Source organism: Actinomyces massiliensis 4401292, assembly GCF_000269805.1.
Taxonomy (GTDB): domain Bacteria; phylum Actinomycetota; class Actinomycetes; order Actinomycetales; family Actinomycetaceae; genus Actinomyces; species Actinomyces massiliensis.
On the sequence record NZ_JH711483.1, the window covers coordinates 188,105 to 206,046 of the forward strand.

A 17,942-nucleotide genomic window follows, 5' to 3' on the forward strand; every position below is an offset into this window, starting at 1 on the left:
GGCGGACGCCCCGCCGCGCCGATCCTCGGTGCGTCTTCCGCGGCCGTACCGCCTTCCTGAACGGCCGCCCCCGCCACGCGGATCTTCGCCGTCGGACGGGCATGCGAGAATCACACTATGGCGCGTACGACGATCCACCTCATGAGGCACGGCGAGGTCCACAACCCCGAGGGCATCCTGTACGGACGCCTGCCCGGCTACCACCTCTCGGAGCTGGGCAGACAGATGGCGCTGCAGGTCGCCGACGTGCTGTCCGCCTCCGGCCACGACATCGCCGCGGTCGTCACCTCCCCGCTGGAGCGGGCCCGTGAGACCGGCGCGCCGACCGCCGCCGCCTTCGACCTCGCCCCGACGACGGACGCCCGCCTCATCGAGGCCGGCAACCACTTCGAGGGCGTGTCCGTCAACCGCAACCGATGGGTCCTGGCCCACCCCGAGCACTGGCGCTACTACCTCAACCCCCTGCGGCCGAGCTGGGGCGAGCCCTACACCGAGCTCGTGGCCCGAATGAGCGCGGCCGTGCGCGACGCCATCGGACTGGTCGAGGGCCGCGAGGCACTGCTCGTCTCCCATCAGCTGCCCGTGTGGGCCACCCGCCTGTGGCTCGAGGGCCGCTCCCTGGCCCACGACCCCCGCCGTCGTCAGTGCTCGCTGGCCTCGCTGACTTCCCTGACCTTCGACTCGCGCACACTCGTGGGCCTGTCCTACTGGGAGCCGGCCAGCGACCTCCTGCGCCGTGCCGAGGACATGGTCCCGGGGACCTCCGCCGCGGCCGCGGCGATGGGGCGCGAGCCCGAGGCGGACGACGCCGCCGGCGCCTCGGCCGAGGCGCCGGCGTGACCCTCCAGCCCGTGTCCCGACCGGGAGGGCCCGACGACGCCCCGCGTGCGCTCGCCTCCGCTGAGTCGACTGAGTCCGCCGAGTCCACTGAGTCCACCGGCCTGACCCTGTCGGGCGAACGCGCCCCGGCCAGGCCCGCCCCGCGGCGCCCGTGGACGGGGCAGGACTTCGTGTGGTGGAACACCGCCGCCGTTCTGACCGCTGTGCGCAACGGGCGCCGTCCCAATCCCGTCTCACCGGTCGTCGACCCCGTGCGCTGCGCCTTCGCCGCGGACGAGGTTATGCTCGCCACCTGCGACGCTGAGCTGCTCATGTGGCGCCGCGGGGACGCCACCTACAACCCGTCGCGCGGCTTCTTCCTCGCGGGCGGGCCCGTCGGGCTGGCCCTGACCGCCGCCTTCTTCGGCGGGCAGGCCTACGTGAACTCGCGGCGAAAGAAGGCCGCCGAGGCCGACGCCGTCGAGCGCTGGCGCCACCTCGCCGACGCCCGCCTGACCGTGTCCACCCACGGGATCTACCTGGGCACGGGGGAGGGGATCATGCCCATCGCTCTGCACGACGTCCAGGAGATCCAGCTCACCGGTACCGGCGAGATCGTCATGGCGGCCGCCAACGCCAGCGGCTCGGCACGCTGGAAGCTGCGCGGTCAGTGGGCCGAGCTCGTGCTCGTGCTGTGGTCGACCCGGTACATGCCCGAGCATCCGCAGATCGTGGGGCGCACGTGGCTGCCCGGCGACTGGTTCATGCACGCGGCCGCCCACGGCTACGACGTCGATACCTCCGCCTGGCCGCGCTTCACCCCGCGCGCCCCGGGCTGAGAGCCGCGTCGCGCGCGGGGCTCATTGACGGCTCAGTGCCGGTTCGGTGCCGGTTCGGTGCCCGCTCGTGTTAGCCCAGAGTCAGCTCAGGGCCGGCTCGATACCCGGGACGCGGCGATGACGCACCCCGGCGCCGAATCAGCCGTTGTCATCGGGGCCGGAGTCCTCGGGGGATTCCCCGCTGCTCTCGTCGTGGTGATGGCGCTTGCGGCGGATGTCCTGCTCGAGCCCTCGCAGGAACTCCGGATCGTCGTCGGGAGCCACGGGGCGCGGTCGCTCCGCACGGTGGAAGGTCGTGCCCTCCTTCGAGGACCACACCGTCGGCTCGACCGCGCCGCCCCGCTCCTCGGCGGCCTTGACGCGGCTGACGATGATCCATGCGATCGGTCCGATGGGCGTGATCACGGCGATCAGGGCGACCCATAACAGTTTGGGCATACGGGCCGGCATCGACTCCTCCGGAGTGCGTGCGCAGTCGAGCAGGGAGTAGATCGTCAGGGCGAGGACGAGGACGAGGAGGGCAGCGAGCATGGCGTCACCCTAGCGGTAGTCGGCCCTGATCTTGCACGGCCACAGGCGGCCCGTGTGCGACCCTGGAGTCGTGAGCGCACCGACTCCCTCCCCGCGCACTCCCCGCCTGGTCGTGGGCGGAAACGATGAGCCGCATGTCGCCCGTCTGCATCGCGCACTCGCCGAGATCCTCGCCGATCCCCTCGCGCGGGCGACCTCGGCGGTCGGCGTCGAGGAGCGGGCAATGGGCAATGGCGGCCATCGCCCCCTGCTCGTGCCGATCAGTCCTCATGAAGATCCCGATGCCGTGCGCGCCGACCTGTCCCGGCGGCTCGACGGTGTTCCGGAGCACGCCGACGTCATCCTGCGCACCTCCGGCTCCACCACGGGCACAGCCAGCCTCGTCGCCATGAGCGCCGCCGCCCTGATCGCCTCGGCGCGCGCCACTCACGAACGGCTTGACGGCCCGGGAACCTGGGTGCTCGCCCTGCCGGCCCACCACGTCGCCGGCCTGCAGGTGCTAGTGCGTTCCATCGTGGCCGGGACCCGGCCCGTCATCGTCGACACCACCGGAGGCTTCGAGCCCGGCGCGCTGGCAGCCGCTCTCGAGCGGACGCTGAAAACCGGGGGACCCGTGTACGTCTCGCTCGTTCCCACTCAGCTCCTGCGCGTGCTGACCAACTCCGATGCGGCCGCCTCTCTGGCGCTCGCTGATGCCGTGCTCGTCGGCGGTGCGGCCACCGACCCCGAGTTGCTCAGGCGCGCCCGGGCGGTGCGAATCCGCGTGGTGACGACCTATGGCATGAGTGAGACCGGGGGAGGGTGCGTCTACGACGGCGTACCGCTGGGAGGCGTGCGCGTGAGTGTCGAGAACCCCGACGAGACGGGCGCGGGCAGGATCGTGCTGGCCGGGCCCGTCCTGGCGGAGGGCTATGTCGAGGCGCGCGTTCCCGACGCCGGGGCGGGAAGGCCCGACGGCGTGGCCCGGGGCGGGGCGGAGCCGCGCGTCCCCGATGCTGCAGCGGCAGATGCTGCAGTGGCGCAGACCGTTCCTGGGGGCGCATCCGCCACCGGCGGCCCGCCCGGCGCTCCGCACGATGGTCTCTTCCGCCAGGCCATCGGGGCCGCCTTCTTCCGCGCCGACCCTCGCGAATTCGTCACCGCCGACCGCGGGCGGCTGGAGACCCTGCCCGACGGCTCCGCCCGGCTGACAGTGCTCGGACGCCTTGACGACCTCATCGTCACCGGCGGCATCAAGGTCGATCCGCGCGAGGTCGAACAGGTGCTGGTCGCGCTGCCCGGCGTCGCCCGGGCCTGTGTCGTCGGCGTCCCGGATGAGGTCTGGGGCAGTGCTGTCGTCGCCGCGGTCGTGCCCGAGGCGGGTGCGAGGCTCGACGGCGAGGAACTGCGCGGACTGGCCAGAGCGCATCTTGACGGCGCCCACGCCCCCAAGCGCGTCCTGGTCGTGCCCGACCTGCCCCTGCGTGGCCCGGGCAAGACCGATCGGCGTGCTGTGGCCGCGTTCTTCGAGTCGGTGTGAGGCGCTCTCGGTCTGCTCCTGGTGCTCTCGTGCTTACGACACTCGTTGAGTCCTGCCTGAATTCCTGCATCCCCGCTTCCTTCTGCAAGGAAGTAGCGGTGCAGGGCTTGTGGGATGCGACCAGACCTTACTTTCGGGGGCTTCCGGAGGCTGAGTCGAGGGCGTTGCACACTCGTGTGAGGCCATGCAAAGGCGGAACCGCGGAATCATGGGAAACGAAGTATCGATGGCAGGCGAAATATCCCTCCCATGTGCAACCCGCTCGCCGCTGTTGGAAGCGGCCGCTGAGCGCGCGCTCCTCGCGCGTGGGGCATGATCCCCATGGGGACGGACCCGTTAGTTCGCTTAATGTAGTCGTGACCTCATCCAATTCCAGGAGATGCCCCATGTCTCAACCATCCTTGCCCGGCCAGTATGGGTATCCGCCCGCCTCCGGCCACCCCGCCGGTTCCGCCGGTTCCAACGGTTCATGGACGGACTCACGGCGGGGCTACGGCGCCTACGGCCGGCCTCAGGAGGGACTTCAGGGAGGGTATGGAGGATACGGGGGACATGGGGCGCAGGGGCAGGCGAGCCCCGCCGGGTACGGGCAGACTCCGGCCAGATACAGCGAATATAGCGATTACGGCGGGTACAGCGCCCACAGCCAATACGCAGCCTCCGGCGCCCTGCCGGCGGGGTCCACGGGGCTTCCGCCGGCCGGCGCCCCGATTCCCGTGACGCAGGAATCCGTGGTCTTCCGGGCCTCGGCCACCAGCTCTGCTCGCATATCGATGATCGCCCTCGCGGCCTTCGGGCTCTTCATTCTTGCCGGCGCCATCTACAACCTCATCGACACGAAGTTCCTCACCGGTATTCTCCTGCTCCTTCTCAGCATGCTCCTGTTCGCCATGGTGGCGTTCCTGATGTCCGTGCGCACCACTCTGGATGCCACCGGGATTCACATCGGCACAGCCACCGGGGCCAGGGACTTCCCCTGGCCGGAATCGCGAACCGGAATGTTCGTGCAGATCAAGATCGCCGGAGGCAAGGCGGCTCTCATCGCCAACAGTGCTAATACCGTCCTCGTCACCCCCGAGGGCAAGCCGGTCATTCTCGCCGGCCTGACGTGGATGGGGCCCTTGCCCAACCGACTCGAGGCCAAGGGCATGGCGGAGCTCGATCGCATCTGGGCCTGGGCGGTTGCGCGCGGGTACACCCGTGAGACCGGCCAGTACACCGAGCTCAACGTCCACGGTCCGCGGAGACTGATCCAGATCCAGCGCCGTCACCAGGAGGAGCGCTACGGGCTCGTCTGAGCCACTGAGCCACTGAGCCCTCGGGCCGCCGCGGCACCGGGCCGCCGACACCCCGGGGCCGGGCGAGGTGGCATAGCGGCCGGCTCCGATCCGGCCGCGCGCGACCTCCCTCATTGGCCCACGCATGCGAGGGCGTAGGCTGATACAACAAGTTTCGCATGGGGGAGAGGGGTGTTCATGGGCGCCAGCAGCGTCGCGCAGCGGCCGGACGGGCAGTCGGACAGGTGCCCGGAGAGCCGGTCGAGCACAGACCCGCGCGCCACCAGCTGGGCCGAGGTCGTGCGCCTGCGCACCCTGCCCGCAGCCGTCGCCCCGGTGATCCTGGGCGGGGGTGCGGCCCTGGCTCTGGAGACCTTCTCGGCGCCGCGCACCGTCCTGGCCGCCGGCGTCGCCCTCGCGCTCCAGATCGGCTGCAACCTCGCCAACGACTACTCCGACGGCGTGCGCGGCACCGACGACGAGCGCACCGGCCCCCCGCGTCTGACCGCTTCCGGGGCGGTGCCGCCCCGAGTCGTCAAGCTGGCCGCCTTCGGCTGCTTCGGGGTTGGCGGTCTTCTCGGACTGGCGCTGCTGGCGCTGTCCGGCCAGTGGTGGATGCTGCTTCTGGGGGCCGCCGCGATCGCGGCCGCCTGGTTCTACACGGGTGGTTCCCGCCCCTACGGCTATGCGGGACTCGGCGAGGCCTTCGTCTTCGTGTTCTTCGGGCTCATGGCCACCACCGGCACCCTTTACGTCCAGGGCGGGAGCGTGCCGGGATGGGCGTGGCTCGCCGCCTGCGGGATCGGGCTCATCGCCTGCTCGCTGCTCATGGTCAACAACCTGCGTGATATCGGCACCGACCCGCTCCACGGCAAGCGCACGCTGGCCGTGCGGCTGGGGGAGCGCGGCGCGCGGGCGGCCTTCTGCGCCATGCTCGCCGTCCCGATCCCCCTCGGGGTGATCGCCCTGTGGTGGGCGCGCAGTGCGCATGAGGCTCAGGGCGGCGTCGGGGCGTCCGGCGGTGCAGCCACCGCCGTCGTCGGTTACCTGATCTACCTGGTCTACCCGGCCTATCTGCTCCTCCTCGTGCCGCTCGCCGTCCGCGCCGTTCGTCCCGTCCTGCGCGGAGTCGCCGGGCGCACGCTCATCCCGTCCCTGCGCGACGCCGGGATGTACGAGCTCGTGTACGGCATCGCCACCGCGGTGGCGCTGGTCGTCGTCACCCTGTGAGCGGCTGCTGTGAGCGACCCGCGGAGGCCGCCGGACGGGTGGCGGTGGCGGAAGAGCCGGAGTGTCCGCTCAGGGAGGCGATGATCAGCAGTGTGGCGGTGGCTAGGAGTACCACGGTGAACGTGAGCGGGAGAGTCGAGTTCTCGGCGGCGAAGCCGATAGCGGGCGGGCCTGCGATATAGGCGGCGTAGCCGATGATGCTCAGTCGTGCGGATACGCCGGCGAGATCATTCGGTACGTTCTGCCCCGCCTGTGCAAGAGCGAGTGGGAACATCGGCCCGACGCAAAGACCCGTGATCGTCAGACTGACGACGACCAATGGGACTGAGGCGATGGCGATGGCGAGCGGGGTGGACGTGGCGATGACGACGGCTGCGATGAGCACGATTTTTCGTGCGCCGGTTCTTCGGAGTACCGCGTCGCTCAAAGAGCGGGACAAGAACATTGCGATACTGAACAACGAGAGGACGGAGGCGGCGATCGTTGGGTCGGCATTGAGATCGCGGCGCAGAAGGAGAGCCGACCAGTCTGTGATGAGTCCTTCGAGGAGGAAGCCTCCAATGGCGATGACTCCGATGCTGATCGGTAGTCGGTGCGAGACGGTGCGCCCTCGCGGAGCGGGATCGGCGTCATCGACGGCGGACATGGCCGGTGCGGAGGCGTGCGGTGCTCTGGGCAGCAGCACGGTCAGGGCCGCAATTGCCGCGATGAGCAGGATGGTGCTGACCGCGGTGAAGTGGGCGCTGACGCTGAGGTTGAGGCGAGTGGCGACAACGGCGCTTGCGGTTCCGCACAGGACGCCAAGACTATAAGCGCCGTGAAGGCGTCCGAGAATGGGAATGCGCCATAGCGCCTGCAGTCGAGTGGCCAGGGCGTTCATTGCGACGTCCAGTCCACCGCTGGCGGCGCCCAGGATGATCAGGGCCGTGGTCAGTGATTCCAGGCCGGTGGTGATGCTGATGGCCGGTAATGCAGCGGGGAAGGCGATCGTGGTGATCGCGCACAGTGCTGTGTCGCGCACCCTTCTAAGAATTCGTGCTGTGACCAGCATTGCGGGCACTGCCCCGAGGGCGATTCCCAACAGGGCTATTCCGAATTCCGAGTCCAGGAGCCCGAGGCGCTCTTTGACTAATGGGATTCGAGGAGCCCAGCTGGAGAGTACGGCACCGTTGATGAAGAAGATGAGCCACAGGCCCGCCAGGACAGAGGAGCGTGAGGAAGACACAGGGAACCCTTGGGTCGCCCTGTTGACTGCTGGCGATCCGCTCCCGGACGAACACAGGAGCAGCAAGGTGAGACACATGTTACGAGAAGCAGGCGTGTGATGTCACTGACGATCAGCGTCGATCGTGACGATTCTGAAGCGGTGGTGGGTGCTTGGGCACTTGGGCGCTGCGGCCAACTATGGCTAATTGCAGCCAATGGGGAGTGTGTCCCATACAGTCCGCACCCGGGAACGGGCAGCATTCGAGCGCTGAGGCTCGTCAGTGCTCCCGAGTGCTCCCGTCAGTGCCGGGGCCGACGGACGTGATCGGTTCGGGGAAGGGTTCTGGAGGGGTTCTATGGACGACGGTGACGGTTAGTGGGCGGCGTCCACGTGTGAGGAGGCGTTGGCCTTCATCGTCTCGGGACTAAAGCTCGGAAGAAGTGCCGCTGCCGCCCGCCCCCGCCGCAGAAGCTCTATCACGGTATTAATGCTGGGCGGTAGTGCTATCGCAATCCTCATGTTTTTCTGCCTCATGATGGGGTCATTATTTGCGGAAGGCGCGACCGGGGTATTTATTTTTCTAATGTGGGATGCTTTCGTCCTCGCGTATCTTTCGTCCTATATTCTTCGGACGCACCTCCGTCCGGTCGCCGGTGAGGGCAGTGAGGGTTCAGTGAGAATGCTGGCGACACGCCGTGGCATTGAGGCGACCACCTTCATGGTCATGCCGTGGCCGCGCTCGCGCTCCAGTCTCTACCCGGTGGTCGGGCGTGGCTCCGGCGGGGCGGTTGTCGATGCCTACCTGGTCCTGGAGGGCGGCCAGGCGCGGCTCCTGCCGTACATCGGCCGGTTCAGGACCGGAGAATCCACCGGACGCATGCTGGAGATCGTCAATGCCAGACTCGATGAGCTCTGGTCCTGGGGTGTGGAGCACGGTTCGTCGTCCGCGCCGAGGTCGGCCTCGCCGCACGAAGTCAAGGGCGGCACCGCCGGCCTCGGGTGAGAATGCCGGCCTCGACGCGGTGCGCTCAGCGGTCCGCGTCAGCCAGGGGGACCTCGGCGTCGGGCTGATGGGTGATGCGGTTGCGCAGGTCGCGGCGCACGATCTCAATGGACCACAGCCACACGATGTGACCGAAGAACTCCGAGAAGTGCTCGGACCACGTCTGGGCTCCGTCCACCCACGGGAAGGGATTCGGCGCCCAGCCCAGCAGCGGCATGACGACGACGTGCGCGCCGATGTACACCGCGATGCCGAACACGGCGCCCTGCCACATCTTGATACGCGGGAAGTACTCGGCGCCGATGCAGTAGATGAGGCCGAATACGATCGCGAAGCCGAAGTGCACGATGAAGGACATGATCGGCAGCTGGTTGTTGCTGAAGGTCACCATCGTGTGCGAGGTGTCATGAGACATTCCGAACCACTCCAGCATGGACTGGGGTGGATTCGTCTCCGAGCGCAGGCCGGGAGTGCGAGGCGGGAAGGGGACCTCCCAGCCGAACTTCACGATTGCGGAGAACACTCCACCGATGAGCCCCACGATCGTGGCGACCTTGAGGTTGCGGCGGGCGGGGTCGGTGCTGCCGAGCAGCGAGGTGATCCACGCGGGCATGAGAACTCCGGAGTTGAAAATAGGACGCCGGCACTGCTGTTCAGGCCGATCAATTCCTGACCAGGACTGACTGGTGCCGGCGGAGGATGCTAGGGGGCGAGGGGCGGCGCTCGCAAGAGTGTGCCCGTCCGTCACCATGTCATGGCGCCGCCGCGGTGTCCAGATGTCACCCCCGGAATCGGTCGCGTGTCCAAATCCGGGACAAACACTCCGTAAGGTCTTCCGCTGTCCTGAATCGGCCGTTGGAATCATGCAGTTCTCTCAGGCGACATGAAGGTGTCTGACCTCGTTTGTCGCGGATCGTGACAACTCTGGCCTCGGCCCCCGCCAACGAGTCCTCGTCCCCGCAAGCACCGCCGCGCCGCTCGCCAAGCACTGCCTCAGATGACCTGACACCCCACGATCTCGGTGCGGACTACGACCGATCTCGGCGAGGGGGAGCGGAGCGGTGGGGGCTGTGAGCGGGCGCAGTGTCCGGGCGTCCAGCCGTTCACGTGGGGAAGTGCCGTTGACGGCGGTCCGCCCCGATCGTCTCGGGGCGGACCGCCGCGAAGGTGGAGGTGACTGACTCAGCCGGCGATCCGGAATCTCACTTGCTGCCCATCTTGTCGCCCTTGTCGTTCATGCCGTCGGTCATCTTGTCGTCGGGCATCATGCTGCCGTTGCCGTCGTCCATCTTTCCGTCACCCATCTTGTCGTTCATGCCGTCGGTCATCTTGTCGCCAGGCGTCATGCTGTCCTTGCCGCCGGAGCCGTCGGTCATCTTGTCGTCGGTCATCTTGTCGCTCGGGGTGGACGTCTCCTGCATGGCGGGCTTGTCCTTGTCCATCGAACCGCAAGCGGCGGTGCCGACTGCGAGGGCGGCGACGAGAAGGGAGGCGGACACAGCGGTGCGAATGCGCATGGGATCTCCTTGAGGAAGAAATGGCGTGAATCGTGAATCTGGAGCGCCGATGGGCGCCCGTCATCACAGATTCGGAGCTGCGGGAACGTCGGATTGGGTAGATCGCGTGAGCTTCGTCACTCGATGATCGGGCATCCGAGCCGCCGTCCGCGACGAATACACGGTGACTCGATCGCAAAGGAGGAACCACATGATCAGTCTCGTTCTCATCGGCCTGCTCGGCGGTCTCATCACCGGCATATCGCCCTGCATCCTTCCGGTCCTGCCGGTGATCTTCCTGTCCGGAGGGGCCCAGAGCGCACGCGACCAGGGCGGGGACGGGCCGCCGGCCGTCTCCAGGTGGCGGCCCTACCTCGTCGTCGCGGGACTGGTCATCAGCTTCACCGCCTTCACGCTGCTGGGATCCACACTCCTCAATCTCCTGCACCTGCCGCAGGACGTCATCCGCTGGACCGGAATCGTCCTTCTGGCCCTCATCGGCATCGGCATGATCATCCCCAGGGTCATGGAGATCATGGAGCGCCCCTTCGCCCGCTTCCAGCGCGCGGGCTCGGCCAACCCCGCGAACGGATTCCTGCTGGGCATCGTCCTGGGCGCCGCATACGTGCCCTGCGCGGGCCCGGTGCTCGCGGCCGTGTCGGTCGCCGGCTCCACCGGTCAGATCGGCGCCGACACCGTCACCCTCGCCGTCTCCTTCGGACTGGGCACCGCCGTGCCGCTGCTCGCCTTCGCCCTGGCCGGCCGGAAGCTCACCGAGAGGCTCCAGGCATTCCGCCGTCGTCAGAAGGCCGTGCGCGTCACGGCCGGAGCGGTGATGCTGGCCCTGTCCGTGGCGCTCGTGCTCGACCTGCCGGCCGCCCTCCAGCGCGCCCTGCCGGACTACACCGCCTCGCTCCAGGCCGGCACCGACGCCGTGCTGCACGGCGGCCGCATGGGGGTCGGCGAGGGAGGCCGGTGCGTCGACGGCGCCGACGAGCTCGCCCACTGCGGAGCGCTGCCCCATATCGACGGCATCAGCGCCTGGCTCAACACCTCCGGTGAGCAGCCCCTGGCCGACGCCGACCGCGCGGGCAAGGTGAACCTGGTCGATTTCTGGGCGTACTCCTGCATCAACTGCCAGCGCTCCATCCCCGGCATCCAGAAGCTCCACGAGACCTACGGCGACCTGGGCCTGCAGGTCATCGGCGTCCACTCCCCGGAGTACGCCTTCGAGAAGGAGGTCGATAACGTCCGCGGGGGCGCCGCCGACCTCGGCGTCACCTACCCGGTGGCGGTCGACTCCGACCTGGTGACCTGGCGCAACTTCGACAACCACTACTGGCCCGCGCACTACCTCGCCGACTCCACTGGCGAACTGCGCCAGGTCAAGTTCGGCGAGGGCGGCGAGGCCACCACCGAGAGGCTCGTGCGCGAGCTCCTGCGCGAGGCGAATCCCGACGTGCAGCTGCCCGCCCCGGTATTCACCGACGACGAGCCCGCCGTCAACGGTCCGCGCACCCCCGAGACCTACCTCGGCTCCGCCCGCGCCAACAACATCGCCGGCGACAGGCTCTCGAACGGGACGTCGTCGTACAGCTTCCCGGACAAGCAGGCGTCCGACACCTTCTCCCTGGACGGCAGGTGGAACGTGTCGGCCCAGTCCATCTCACCCGACGGGGGTGCCGCCCGTCTGCGGCTGCGCTACCAGGGGAAGCAGGTCAACCTGGTCGCCTCCGGCGAGGGGGACATCACGTACACGACCGGCGGTGAGAAGCGCACGATCCACGTCTCGGGCGTCCCCAACTCGATCGAGCTCGTGAGCACGGAGGAGACCCAGGAGGGCACACTCGATCTGGAGGCGAGCGAGGGCCTGTCCCTGTACTCCTTCACCTTCGGATGATCGTCGCTGATCCTCGCCGGACGGGGCCGGCGAGACCGGGAAGCCCGATGAGATCGGAACGAGTACCCGGGACCCGTACCATGCGACTGTGCATGACGAGGAACTGGATCGCGACAACGCCCTCGTGCTCAGGGTGGCCGTCGGGGATCACGACGCCTTCGCCGAGTTCTACGACCGCTGGTCGGGCCGGCTTCTCGCCCTCATCGTCCAGATCCTTGTGGATCGCGCCCAGGGCGAGGAGGTGCTTCAGGAGGTCTTCCTGGAGATATGGCGGAGTGCTTCGACCTTCTCCCCGAGCCGGGGCAGTGCTCGGGCCTGGGCGGTGACCATGGCGCGGCGCAGGGCGATCGACAGGGTCCGTTCCTCCCAGGCGGCCAGGGACCGTGAGGATCAGTGGCACGGCTACATGCCGGACACGGACCTCACGGTCCAGGCCGTCGAGGACCGGCTCGTCGGACAGGATGTGCGCCGGGCCCTGGACGCCGTCGGCGAGCCGCAGCGGTCCACATTGGTCATGGCCTACTTCACCGGTCTGACCCATACCGAGATCGCCCGGCGCACCGGCGTCCCGCTCGGCACGGTCAAGACCAGGATCAGGAACGGAATCGCACGACTTCGCAAGGAGATGGGGGCGGAATCATGACGGGGCTGGACAGGCACCACCGACCGGAGGACCCCCGTGACGGCGAATCTGCGGGCATGACGGGTGCTGCAGACGATGAGTGGGGCGAATGGAGCGACGAGGACCTGCTCGGCATGCCGGATGAGGCCCTCGGCCGGCTCGGGGCGTCCCTGGAGCCGATCGAGCCGCCCGCCTCCATGCGCGCCGATCTGCTCGAGCGCATTGGGCGCGAGCCGCAGGTGACCGGCGGGGCGGTTGGGTCGGGCGGGTCGGCTGAAGCCGCGGGCGCTGGGATACCGGCCTGGCCGGTTGAGCTCGAGAGGGGCGCCTCCGCTGAGCCTGCTGGGCCTGCTGAACCAGTCGGCTCGGGCGGTCCCGAGGCTGCCGGGCCGGTTGAGTCGGTCGGGCCGGTTGAGCCTGCTGCGGTCGCGGCTGGCGGCGAATCGGTCGAGGCCGGCGAATCGGTGGGGGCCGCGCCTCAGGAGGCGGAAGGGCGAGACGCGCAGGATGAGAAGGCTGCCGCTGAGCGGTCGGGCGCCGTCGTCCCCCTGCACCCGCGCCGACGCCGGTGGCGCACGGCCGGACTGCGGATCGCCGCGGCCGTCGTCATCCTCGGCGTCGGCATCGGAGCGGGCCGCTGGACGGCTATGAGCTCGATGGCCCCCACCGAGCACTACGCCCACCTCAACCAGGCCCAGGATGTCCAGCGCGTGACCGACACCATGCCCGACGGCCATATCGCGACTCTCACCTGGTCTGAGGACATGAGCATGACGGCGCTGAGCCTGCCGAGCGAGATGATGGATGCGGCCGCGGGGGGCGGCCTCCAGGTCTGGCTGCGCAAGGGCGACGCCGTGAGCTCGCTGGGGCTGTACGACCCGGCGTCGGGCACGGGCTTCACCTTCCTCGACCTCATGCCCGAACCGGGGGAGCAGGTCTTCATCACCCAGGAGCCGGCCGGCGGGTCGGAGCAGCCGACGGGGGAGGTACTGGTCGCCTTCGACGTCAACGCCGACGGCACGACCACCCGCCATTCCCCGTCGGCGCCGGAGACCGGTGGCGCCGACGCGTGAGGAGCCCGGGGGCATGAGGAGCCCTGCCCCTCCGCTTTTCCCGCGATTTTCCCCCCATTCGCCGAGATCGGTTCGGCGGGCACGGCTGCTGATGGTGAGATCTGTGCGGTGTGCTGGGGCGTGTGTGTCAGGATTCGGGACAAGCGGGATCCGACCCATCCGCGCCACGACACAGAACCGCATGATTCCAACCCTCACCTTGGGAGAGTGAAAGTCGTTTCAGACCGTTTGTCCCGAATCCGGACGACTTCGGCGGATTCCGGGTGGTGATGATCGATGGCGAGCCCACCGGACCGATCTCGACGCGGGGCGTGGTGGGTGTGGTTGTTTTTGGTGGCTGGGTACTTTGTGGGGTGGGGGATGTTTTTTGTTGGAATGATGGGCTTTTCTGGTGATCGTGGTGTGTGGTGGTCGGGCTCCCATGTGCGGTGAGGGGGGCTGCGCACATGGGAGGTGAGGGCGTGGTTGCTGCTGACGTTGCTGTTCCGCATGATTCCGGGGTTTCTGCTGACGCGGAGCGCGCACGAGTGTGCAACATCGACCGACCGCCCCTGGCATACGCGGGCACCGGTAGAGCCGACCCACAGCGGTGAAGCTCGACTCATACGAGAGACCACCACACACTGGACTACGACCGCTCTCGACGCGGAAGTGGACCGATCTCGGTGCGGAGTACGACCGATCTCGGCGTCAGGAGGGGCGGGCCGAAGCGTCATCGGGCGTCACTCGGGTGCGGCCGTCATCGGCACCCCCGGACCCCTTGGCGAAAGTCTCAGAAGTAGTACGGGAAGGGCGACCAGTCGGGCTCGCGGCGCTGCAGGAAGGCGTCGCGCCCCTCCACCGCCTCGTCGGTCATGTAGGCCAGACGCGTGGCCTCGCCGGCGAAGACCTGCTGACCGGCCAGGCCGTCGTCGGCCAGGTTGAAGGCCAACTTGAGCATGCGGATGGCCTGCGGGGACTTGCCCGCCACGATCGCCGCCCATTCCAGGGCCCGCTCCTCCAGCTCGGCGTGGGGGACGGCCTCGTTGACCACGCCCCAGCGCTCGGCGTCGGCGGCGTCATAGGTGCGGGCCAGGAAGAAGATCTCGCGGGCGCGCTTATCGCCCACCTGCCGGGCCAGCAGGGCCGAGCCGTAGCCGGCGTCGAAGGAGCCGACGTCGGCATCGGTCTGCTTGAAGCGGGCGTGCTCGAGACTTGCCAGGGACAGGTCGCACACGACGTTGAGGCTGTGCCCGCCGCCTGCGGCCCAGCCCGGCACCGCGGCGATGACCACCTTGGGCATGGTGCGGATGAGGCGCTGGACCTCCAGGATGTGCAGGCGTCCGGCGCGGGCCGTGTCCACCCGGGCCTGGGCGGCGGCGACGTCGACCGCATGGTCGTGGGCTGCCGGTGCGGGCTCGGGTGCCGTGTCGGCGGCAGCGGAGGAGGGGACGCCCGCATGGTCGGTCGGGCCCTCGGCACGTGCGGGGCCGGCGGGATTCGTGGGATCGACGTCGTCTCCGGCCGCGGTCCCGTTCGCCGGCTCGTCGTTGCGCTCGTAGTGGTAGCCGTCGCGCCCCCGGATGCGCTGGTCGCCGCCGGAGGAGAAGGCCCACCCGCCGTCGCGGGGCGAGGGGCCATTGCCGGTCAGGATGACGGCGCCGACGTCGCCGCTCATGCGGGCGTGATCCAGGGTGCGGTAGAGCTCGTCCACGGTGCGGGGGCGGAAGGCGTTGCGCACCTCGGGGCGGTTGAGAGCGATGCGCACGACCGGCAGGTCGCGGACCCAGGCGCCGTCGGCGTCGCGTACGCAGCCGCGGTGGTAGGTGACGTCGGTGAGGTCGCCGGAGAGGTTCCTGGGGGTGCTCGTTCCGTGGGTGAAACCGTCGATCTCGCGCCAGTGGGCGGGATCGAAGATCTCCGAGACGCGGTGCGGCAGCGGGTGCGGTGAGGCTGGCGCGGCGTGGGTGTGGGCGCGGGCGTGAGGGGCGGGCTCGTTCATGAGGACAGGGTAGGGGCGAATGGCTGTAGCTAGAATGGGGTAGAGGTGGGTTGGCGATGAAGCGCCGGTATTGGGCTTTCCCCGCGTCTGTTGGTTCTGAATATCTTGCGCCGGGTCTGTGCTGGCCGTGTATCGGCTCTGTGCTGGTTCTGTTCTTGTTCTGCTCTGCCTCGATCTGCGGATAGGTGCCGAACTCTTGACGAGGATCGACTGTGGTGACGATGACGTCATTATCTTCAGCAAGGACCAGTTACGGCCAGGTACATAATTAATTCGCGTGTATGTGGATCGTTGGTGTCGATATTGGGGATAATATGAGACCATTCTATTTATGGGAGGCCACTCGAATGGTCAGGTGTGATACGGCGATAAACCTAGGAAGCGACGGGCCTGTACGCAACTGTATGTCCAAGCGGAGGGGTGGTTCTTCGGCGTCTCTTGAGGTAGGGTGCTTTGTATGCTCGCAGCTGCTGATCTGAGTGAATGGTGGGGGTGACCGTACGGGCGGCAGATTGGGGCAGCGTGTGAGGCGACTGGAAGGTGATTTAGTTGTCGCAATCTCAACCGACTGATCTCGGTGAGGAATGGAGTGACGGATATTGAAGCACAAACGTCACATTTACGGAGTCCTTTTGTCTGCGCTCATGGTCGGAGTTGCCTTGCCATTCCATCCTGGAATTCCATGGATTGCATGGGTGACGGCATTCATCTTTTTCATACTAGAGGCCGAGCTGCTTCTTGCGATGGTTGATGGAGGTGCTTTAGTTGCGAGGTCGACTGATCCTGGAAAGCGAATGCACTCCCGGAGAATTCTCATTGCGGCTAGTGTCGCAGCTATTCTTCTGCTTCTGGTGTTGGTTTTTGGTGTTTTGTGGGCGGTGTTGACATGAAGGGATATCGCGGATTTCCTGCTGAGTTGACGCCGAATTAGTAATTTCCATGTTTGCGTTTCGGGTGGTCCCAAGAAAGTCGATGCTGTGCGGTAGTAATCTTTGATGGTGGAGATCTCGTGGATCCAAGAAGAGGAATTGCTCAGATAATTGCGGGTGGTGCCGCCTTGGCGGCAGCATATGAGATTCGGGAGGGGTTCTTCGAGGGCGATCTTGTTCTATTTGCTGTGTTCGTCGTGATGCACGCGACGATGGTGGTTATGTCCGTGATGATGTTCCTGCGTGCGTGGCGAGAGATCGAGGAGCTCGATGGTCCTCTCCGTTTTGCCAGAATGTGGTACGTTCTTTCGGATGTCGGCGTCATCCTTGGCCTTTATGGAATAGCGTTCAGTCGTAGCAAGTATTCGGTAGTCCTTGTTGTAGGTGTTTTCTATATTTGGGTCTGGGTGGGGAAATGGGTTGCGCGGCATGTCCGTAAATGTGGATGGAAAAAACAGTGATAAATACGAGGAAGCAATGGCGATAGGCTCGATTGGTGGTGGTAGCCGAAGAGCGCTGTCCCTTGGCCGATGGTCATCGCGGCTAGAATCGTGCGGCCTTCTTATGATTCTGCTGCTTCAGTAATGTTGCAGATGGGCTTTTCTGTGTGAGGTACTTTAGGCGCTTCTAGCAGTGAAGCAGCCGTGAGCTCCTCTCGAGATGCATATCCTAGACGATGTAGGAGATCGGATACGTAGATCCGCGTAGTATTCTCGGAGATACCGCTCCGCCTGGCTATTTGGCGATTAGTGAGATCTTTCAGTATAAAATCGTGTACGTTTCGAAGCCTGGGAGGCAGGTTCATAATTTTACGCTGCGCCTGAGCGGCGTTGCGTTGGCGGCGCTGCTCCGACTGATAGGCGCTCACAAGAAGCTCAATGGGGTGTGCGGACATGGTAGACATGCCCTTTTTTGCGCGAATGAGTGCAGTCGCGACTCCCTCAACACTTTCGTTTTTTGTAATAAACCCTTTCACTCCCTCGGTAAGAGTTTCGGAGAGTGTTCTTTCATCGCTGAAAGCGGTGAACATGACAATAGGAAGGTCTGGTAGATTCCTGTGTATGGCGCGAGCGGTCTGGATACCATTGAGGCCGGGCATGCTGATGTCGAGAAGAATGACGTCGATATGATGACTTCTCCACGACGGGGTATCCAGTGCATGCTCGCCTCCTGCTGCTGTGGCGCATACGGAGATGGTTAGCTGCGCATCAAGTTCTTTGGCGAAAACGGTGAGGATGCGCGGGTCGTCGTCGACGATCAGGACTCGTAGGGGGGGAAACGACTTCTTCGGACATGGTCGTCCCCGTCCGACGTCGCGACCTCTGCATCGATTCTCGCCTTCCACGTGAAAGCGTCCTCCGGAGTAATAGCGCAATATTGCTCGGAGGTGATTCGGATCGGAATCTGGACGTTCTTCTCAGGGATGTCACGTACATGGTGCCGATATAGGTTGTGAGTTGTGCAGAATAGTGATCGGACAGATCTTCTGCATGATAACACGTTTGTCGAGACGTAT

General features: G+C 66.6%; 16 protein-coding genes. 10 read left to right on the forward strand and 6 right to left on the reverse strand.

Annotated elements, in window-relative coordinates; all coding sequences use genetic code 11:
- Positions 1-117 precede the first annotated feature (117 nt).
- Both W5W_RS0112545 and W5W_RS0112550 read left to right on the forward strand, forming a co-directional pair.
- Positions 118-840, forward strand: a complete 723-nt coding sequence (locus tag W5W_RS0112545) for a histidine phosphatase family protein (RefSeq protein WP_008731749.1) — start codon at positions 118-120, stop codon at positions 838-840.
- Positions 837-1,658: a hypothetical protein gene (locus W5W_RS0112550; protein ID WP_008731768.1), complete on the forward strand. Its 822-nt coding sequence runs from the start codon at positions 837-839 to the stop codon at positions 1,656-1,658. The genes W5W_RS0112545 and W5W_RS0112550 overlap by 4 nt, the downstream gene beginning before the upstream one ends.
- 138 nt (positions 1,659-1,796) lie before the next feature.
- Here W5W_RS0112550 and W5W_RS0112555 read toward each other — a convergent pair whose 3' ends face one another.
- Positions 1,797-2,189: a PLD nuclease N-terminal domain-containing protein gene (locus W5W_RS0112555; protein WP_008731770.1), complete on the reverse strand. Its 393-nt coding sequence runs from the start codon at positions 2,187-2,189 to the stop codon at positions 1,797-1,799.
- 70 nt (positions 2,190-2,259) lie between these two features.
- Here W5W_RS0112555 and W5W_RS0112560 point away from each other — a divergent pair, with 70 nt between their 5' ends.
- The 3 genes from W5W_RS0112560 (at position 2,260) to W5W_RS0112570 (ending at position 6,215) form a co-directional block, all read left to right on the forward strand.
- Positions 2,260-3,708 (forward strand): AMP-binding protein, encoded by a 1,449-nt coding sequence (locus tag W5W_RS0112560; protein ID WP_017195642.1) that lies wholly within the window; start codon positions 2,260-2,262, stop codon positions 3,706-3,708.
- 386 nt (positions 3,709-4,094) lie between these two features.
- Positions 4,095-5,006, forward strand: coding sequence for a hypothetical protein (locus W5W_RS16750; RefSeq protein WP_238533348.1), 912 nt, complete (start codon positions 4,095-4,097; stop codon positions 5,004-5,006).
- Between the two features lie 171 nt (positions 5,007-5,177).
- Complete coding sequence (locus W5W_RS0112570) at positions 5,178-6,215, forward strand: 1,4-dihydroxy-2-naphthoate polyprenyltransferase (RefSeq protein WP_017195644.1); 1,038 nt, start codon at positions 5,178-5,180, stop codon at positions 6,213-6,215.
- Here the strand turns inward: W5W_RS0112570 and W5W_RS0112575 are convergent.
- Entirely contained in the window at positions 6,205-7,440 is a 1,236-nt protein-coding gene (locus tag W5W_RS0112575; RefSeq protein ID WP_161603446.1) for an MFS transporter, read from the reverse strand. The two genes, W5W_RS0112570 and W5W_RS0112575, sit on opposite strands and share 11 nt — an antisense overlap.
- Positions 7,441-8,101: 661 nt before the next feature.
- On the opposite strand from W5W_RS0112575, the gene W5W_RS16755 reads away from it, so the two are divergent.
- Positions 8,102-8,425 carry a hypothetical protein gene (locus W5W_RS16755; protein WP_238533349.1) on the forward strand — a complete coding sequence of 108 codons (324 nt, stop codon included), beginning with the start codon at positions 8,102-8,104 and terminating at the stop codon, positions 8,423-8,425.
- A gap of 25 nt (positions 8,426-8,450) precedes the next feature.
- Here W5W_RS16755 and W5W_RS0112585 read toward each other — a convergent pair whose 3' ends face one another.
- The gene (locus tag W5W_RS0112585; RefSeq protein WP_008731747.1) at positions 8,451-9,038 is read right to left on the reverse strand and encodes a YagU family protein; all 588 of its coding nucleotides are present in this window, start codon (positions 9,036-9,038) and stop codon (positions 8,451-8,453) included.
- Between the two features lie 589 nt (positions 9,039-9,627).
- The gene (locus W5W_RS0112590; RefSeq protein ID WP_008731756.1) at positions 9,628-9,942 is read right to left on the reverse strand and encodes a hypothetical protein; all 315 of its coding nucleotides are present in this window, start codon (positions 9,940-9,942) and stop codon (positions 9,628-9,630) included.
- Positions 9,943-10,132: 190 nt separating this feature from the next.
- Here W5W_RS0112590 and W5W_RS0112595 point away from each other — a divergent pair, with 190 nt between their 5' ends.
- From W5W_RS0112595 to W5W_RS0112605, 3 genes are all read left to right on the forward strand, one after another.
- Positions 10,133-11,821 carry a cytochrome c biogenesis protein CcdA gene (locus W5W_RS0112595; RefSeq protein WP_008731758.1) on the forward strand — a complete coding sequence of 563 codons (1,689 nt, stop codon included), beginning with the start codon at positions 10,133-10,135 and terminating at the stop codon, positions 11,819-11,821.
- 88 nt (positions 11,822-11,909) lie between these two features.
- Positions 11,910-12,464, forward strand: a complete 555-nt coding sequence (locus W5W_RS0112600; protein WP_008731753.1) for a sigma-70 family RNA polymerase sigma factor — start codon at positions 11,910-11,912, stop codon at positions 12,462-12,464.
- Positions 12,465-12,520: 56 nt separating this feature from the next.
- Positions 12,521-13,516, forward strand: coding sequence for an anti-sigma factor (locus tag W5W_RS0112605; protein WP_238533350.1), 996 nt, complete (start codon positions 12,521-12,523; stop codon positions 13,514-13,516).
- A gap of 772 nt (positions 13,517-14,288) precedes the next feature.
- Here the strand turns inward: W5W_RS0112605 and W5W_RS0112610 are convergent.
- Positions 14,289-15,497 carry a 1,4-dihydroxy-2-naphthoyl-CoA synthase gene (locus W5W_RS0112610; RefSeq protein ID WP_017195648.1) on the reverse strand — a complete coding sequence of 403 codons (1,209 nt, stop codon included), beginning with the start codon at positions 15,495-15,497 and terminating at the stop codon, positions 14,289-14,291.
- Between the two features lie 1,009 nt (positions 15,498-16,506).
- Here W5W_RS0112610 and W5W_RS0112615 point away from each other — a divergent pair.
- The gene (locus W5W_RS0112615; RefSeq protein WP_050980399.1) at positions 16,507-16,887 is read left to right on the forward strand and encodes a hypothetical protein; all 381 of its coding nucleotides are present in this window, start codon (positions 16,507-16,509) and stop codon (positions 16,885-16,887) included.
- 101 nt (positions 16,888-16,988) lie between these two features.
- Here the strand turns inward: W5W_RS0112615 and W5W_RS15860 are convergent, their stop codons facing one another.
- Positions 16,989-17,771: a response regulator transcription factor gene (locus W5W_RS15860; protein WP_081486252.1), complete on the reverse strand. Its 783-nt coding sequence runs from the start codon at positions 17,769-17,771 to the stop codon at positions 16,989-16,991.
- Positions 17,772-17,942 lie beyond the last annotated feature (171 nt).

Excerpts from the sequence above, each read along its gene's own strand:
- W5W_RS0112545 (WP_008731749.1), top strand. The coding sequence starts at position 118 with ATGGCGCGTACGACGATCCACCTCATGAGGCACGGCGAGGTCCACAAC.
- W5W_RS0112555 (WP_008731770.1), bottom strand. The coding sequence starts at position 2,189 with ATGCTCGCTGCCCTCCTCGTCCTCGTCCTCGCCCTGACGATCTACTCC.
- W5W_RS16750 (WP_238533348.1), top strand. The coding sequence starts at position 4,095 with ATGTCTCAACCATCCTTGCCCGGCCAGTATGGGTATCCGCCCGCCTCC.
- W5W_RS16755 (WP_238533349.1), top strand. The coding sequence starts at position 8,102 with ATGCTGGCGACACGCCGTGGCATTGAGGCGACCACCTTCATGGTCATG.
- W5W_RS0112585 (WP_008731747.1), bottom strand. The coding sequence starts at position 9,038 with ATGCCCGCGTGGATCACCTCGCTGCTCGGCAGCACCGACCCCGCCCGC.
- W5W_RS0112590 (WP_008731756.1), bottom strand. The coding sequence starts at position 9,942 with ATGCGCATTCGCACCGCTGTGTCCGCCTCCCTTCTCGTCGCCGCCCTC.
- W5W_RS0112595 (WP_008731758.1), top strand. The coding sequence starts at position 10,133 with ATGATCAGTCTCGTTCTCATCGGCCTGCTCGGCGGTCTCATCACCGGC.
- W5W_RS0112605 (WP_238533350.1), top strand. The coding sequence starts at position 12,521 with ATGACGGGTGCTGCAGACGATGAGTGGGGCGAATGGAGCGACGAGGAC.
- W5W_RS0112610 (WP_017195648.1), bottom strand. The coding sequence starts at position 15,497 with ATGAACGAGCCCGCCCCTCACGCCCGCGCCCACACCCACGCCGCGCCA.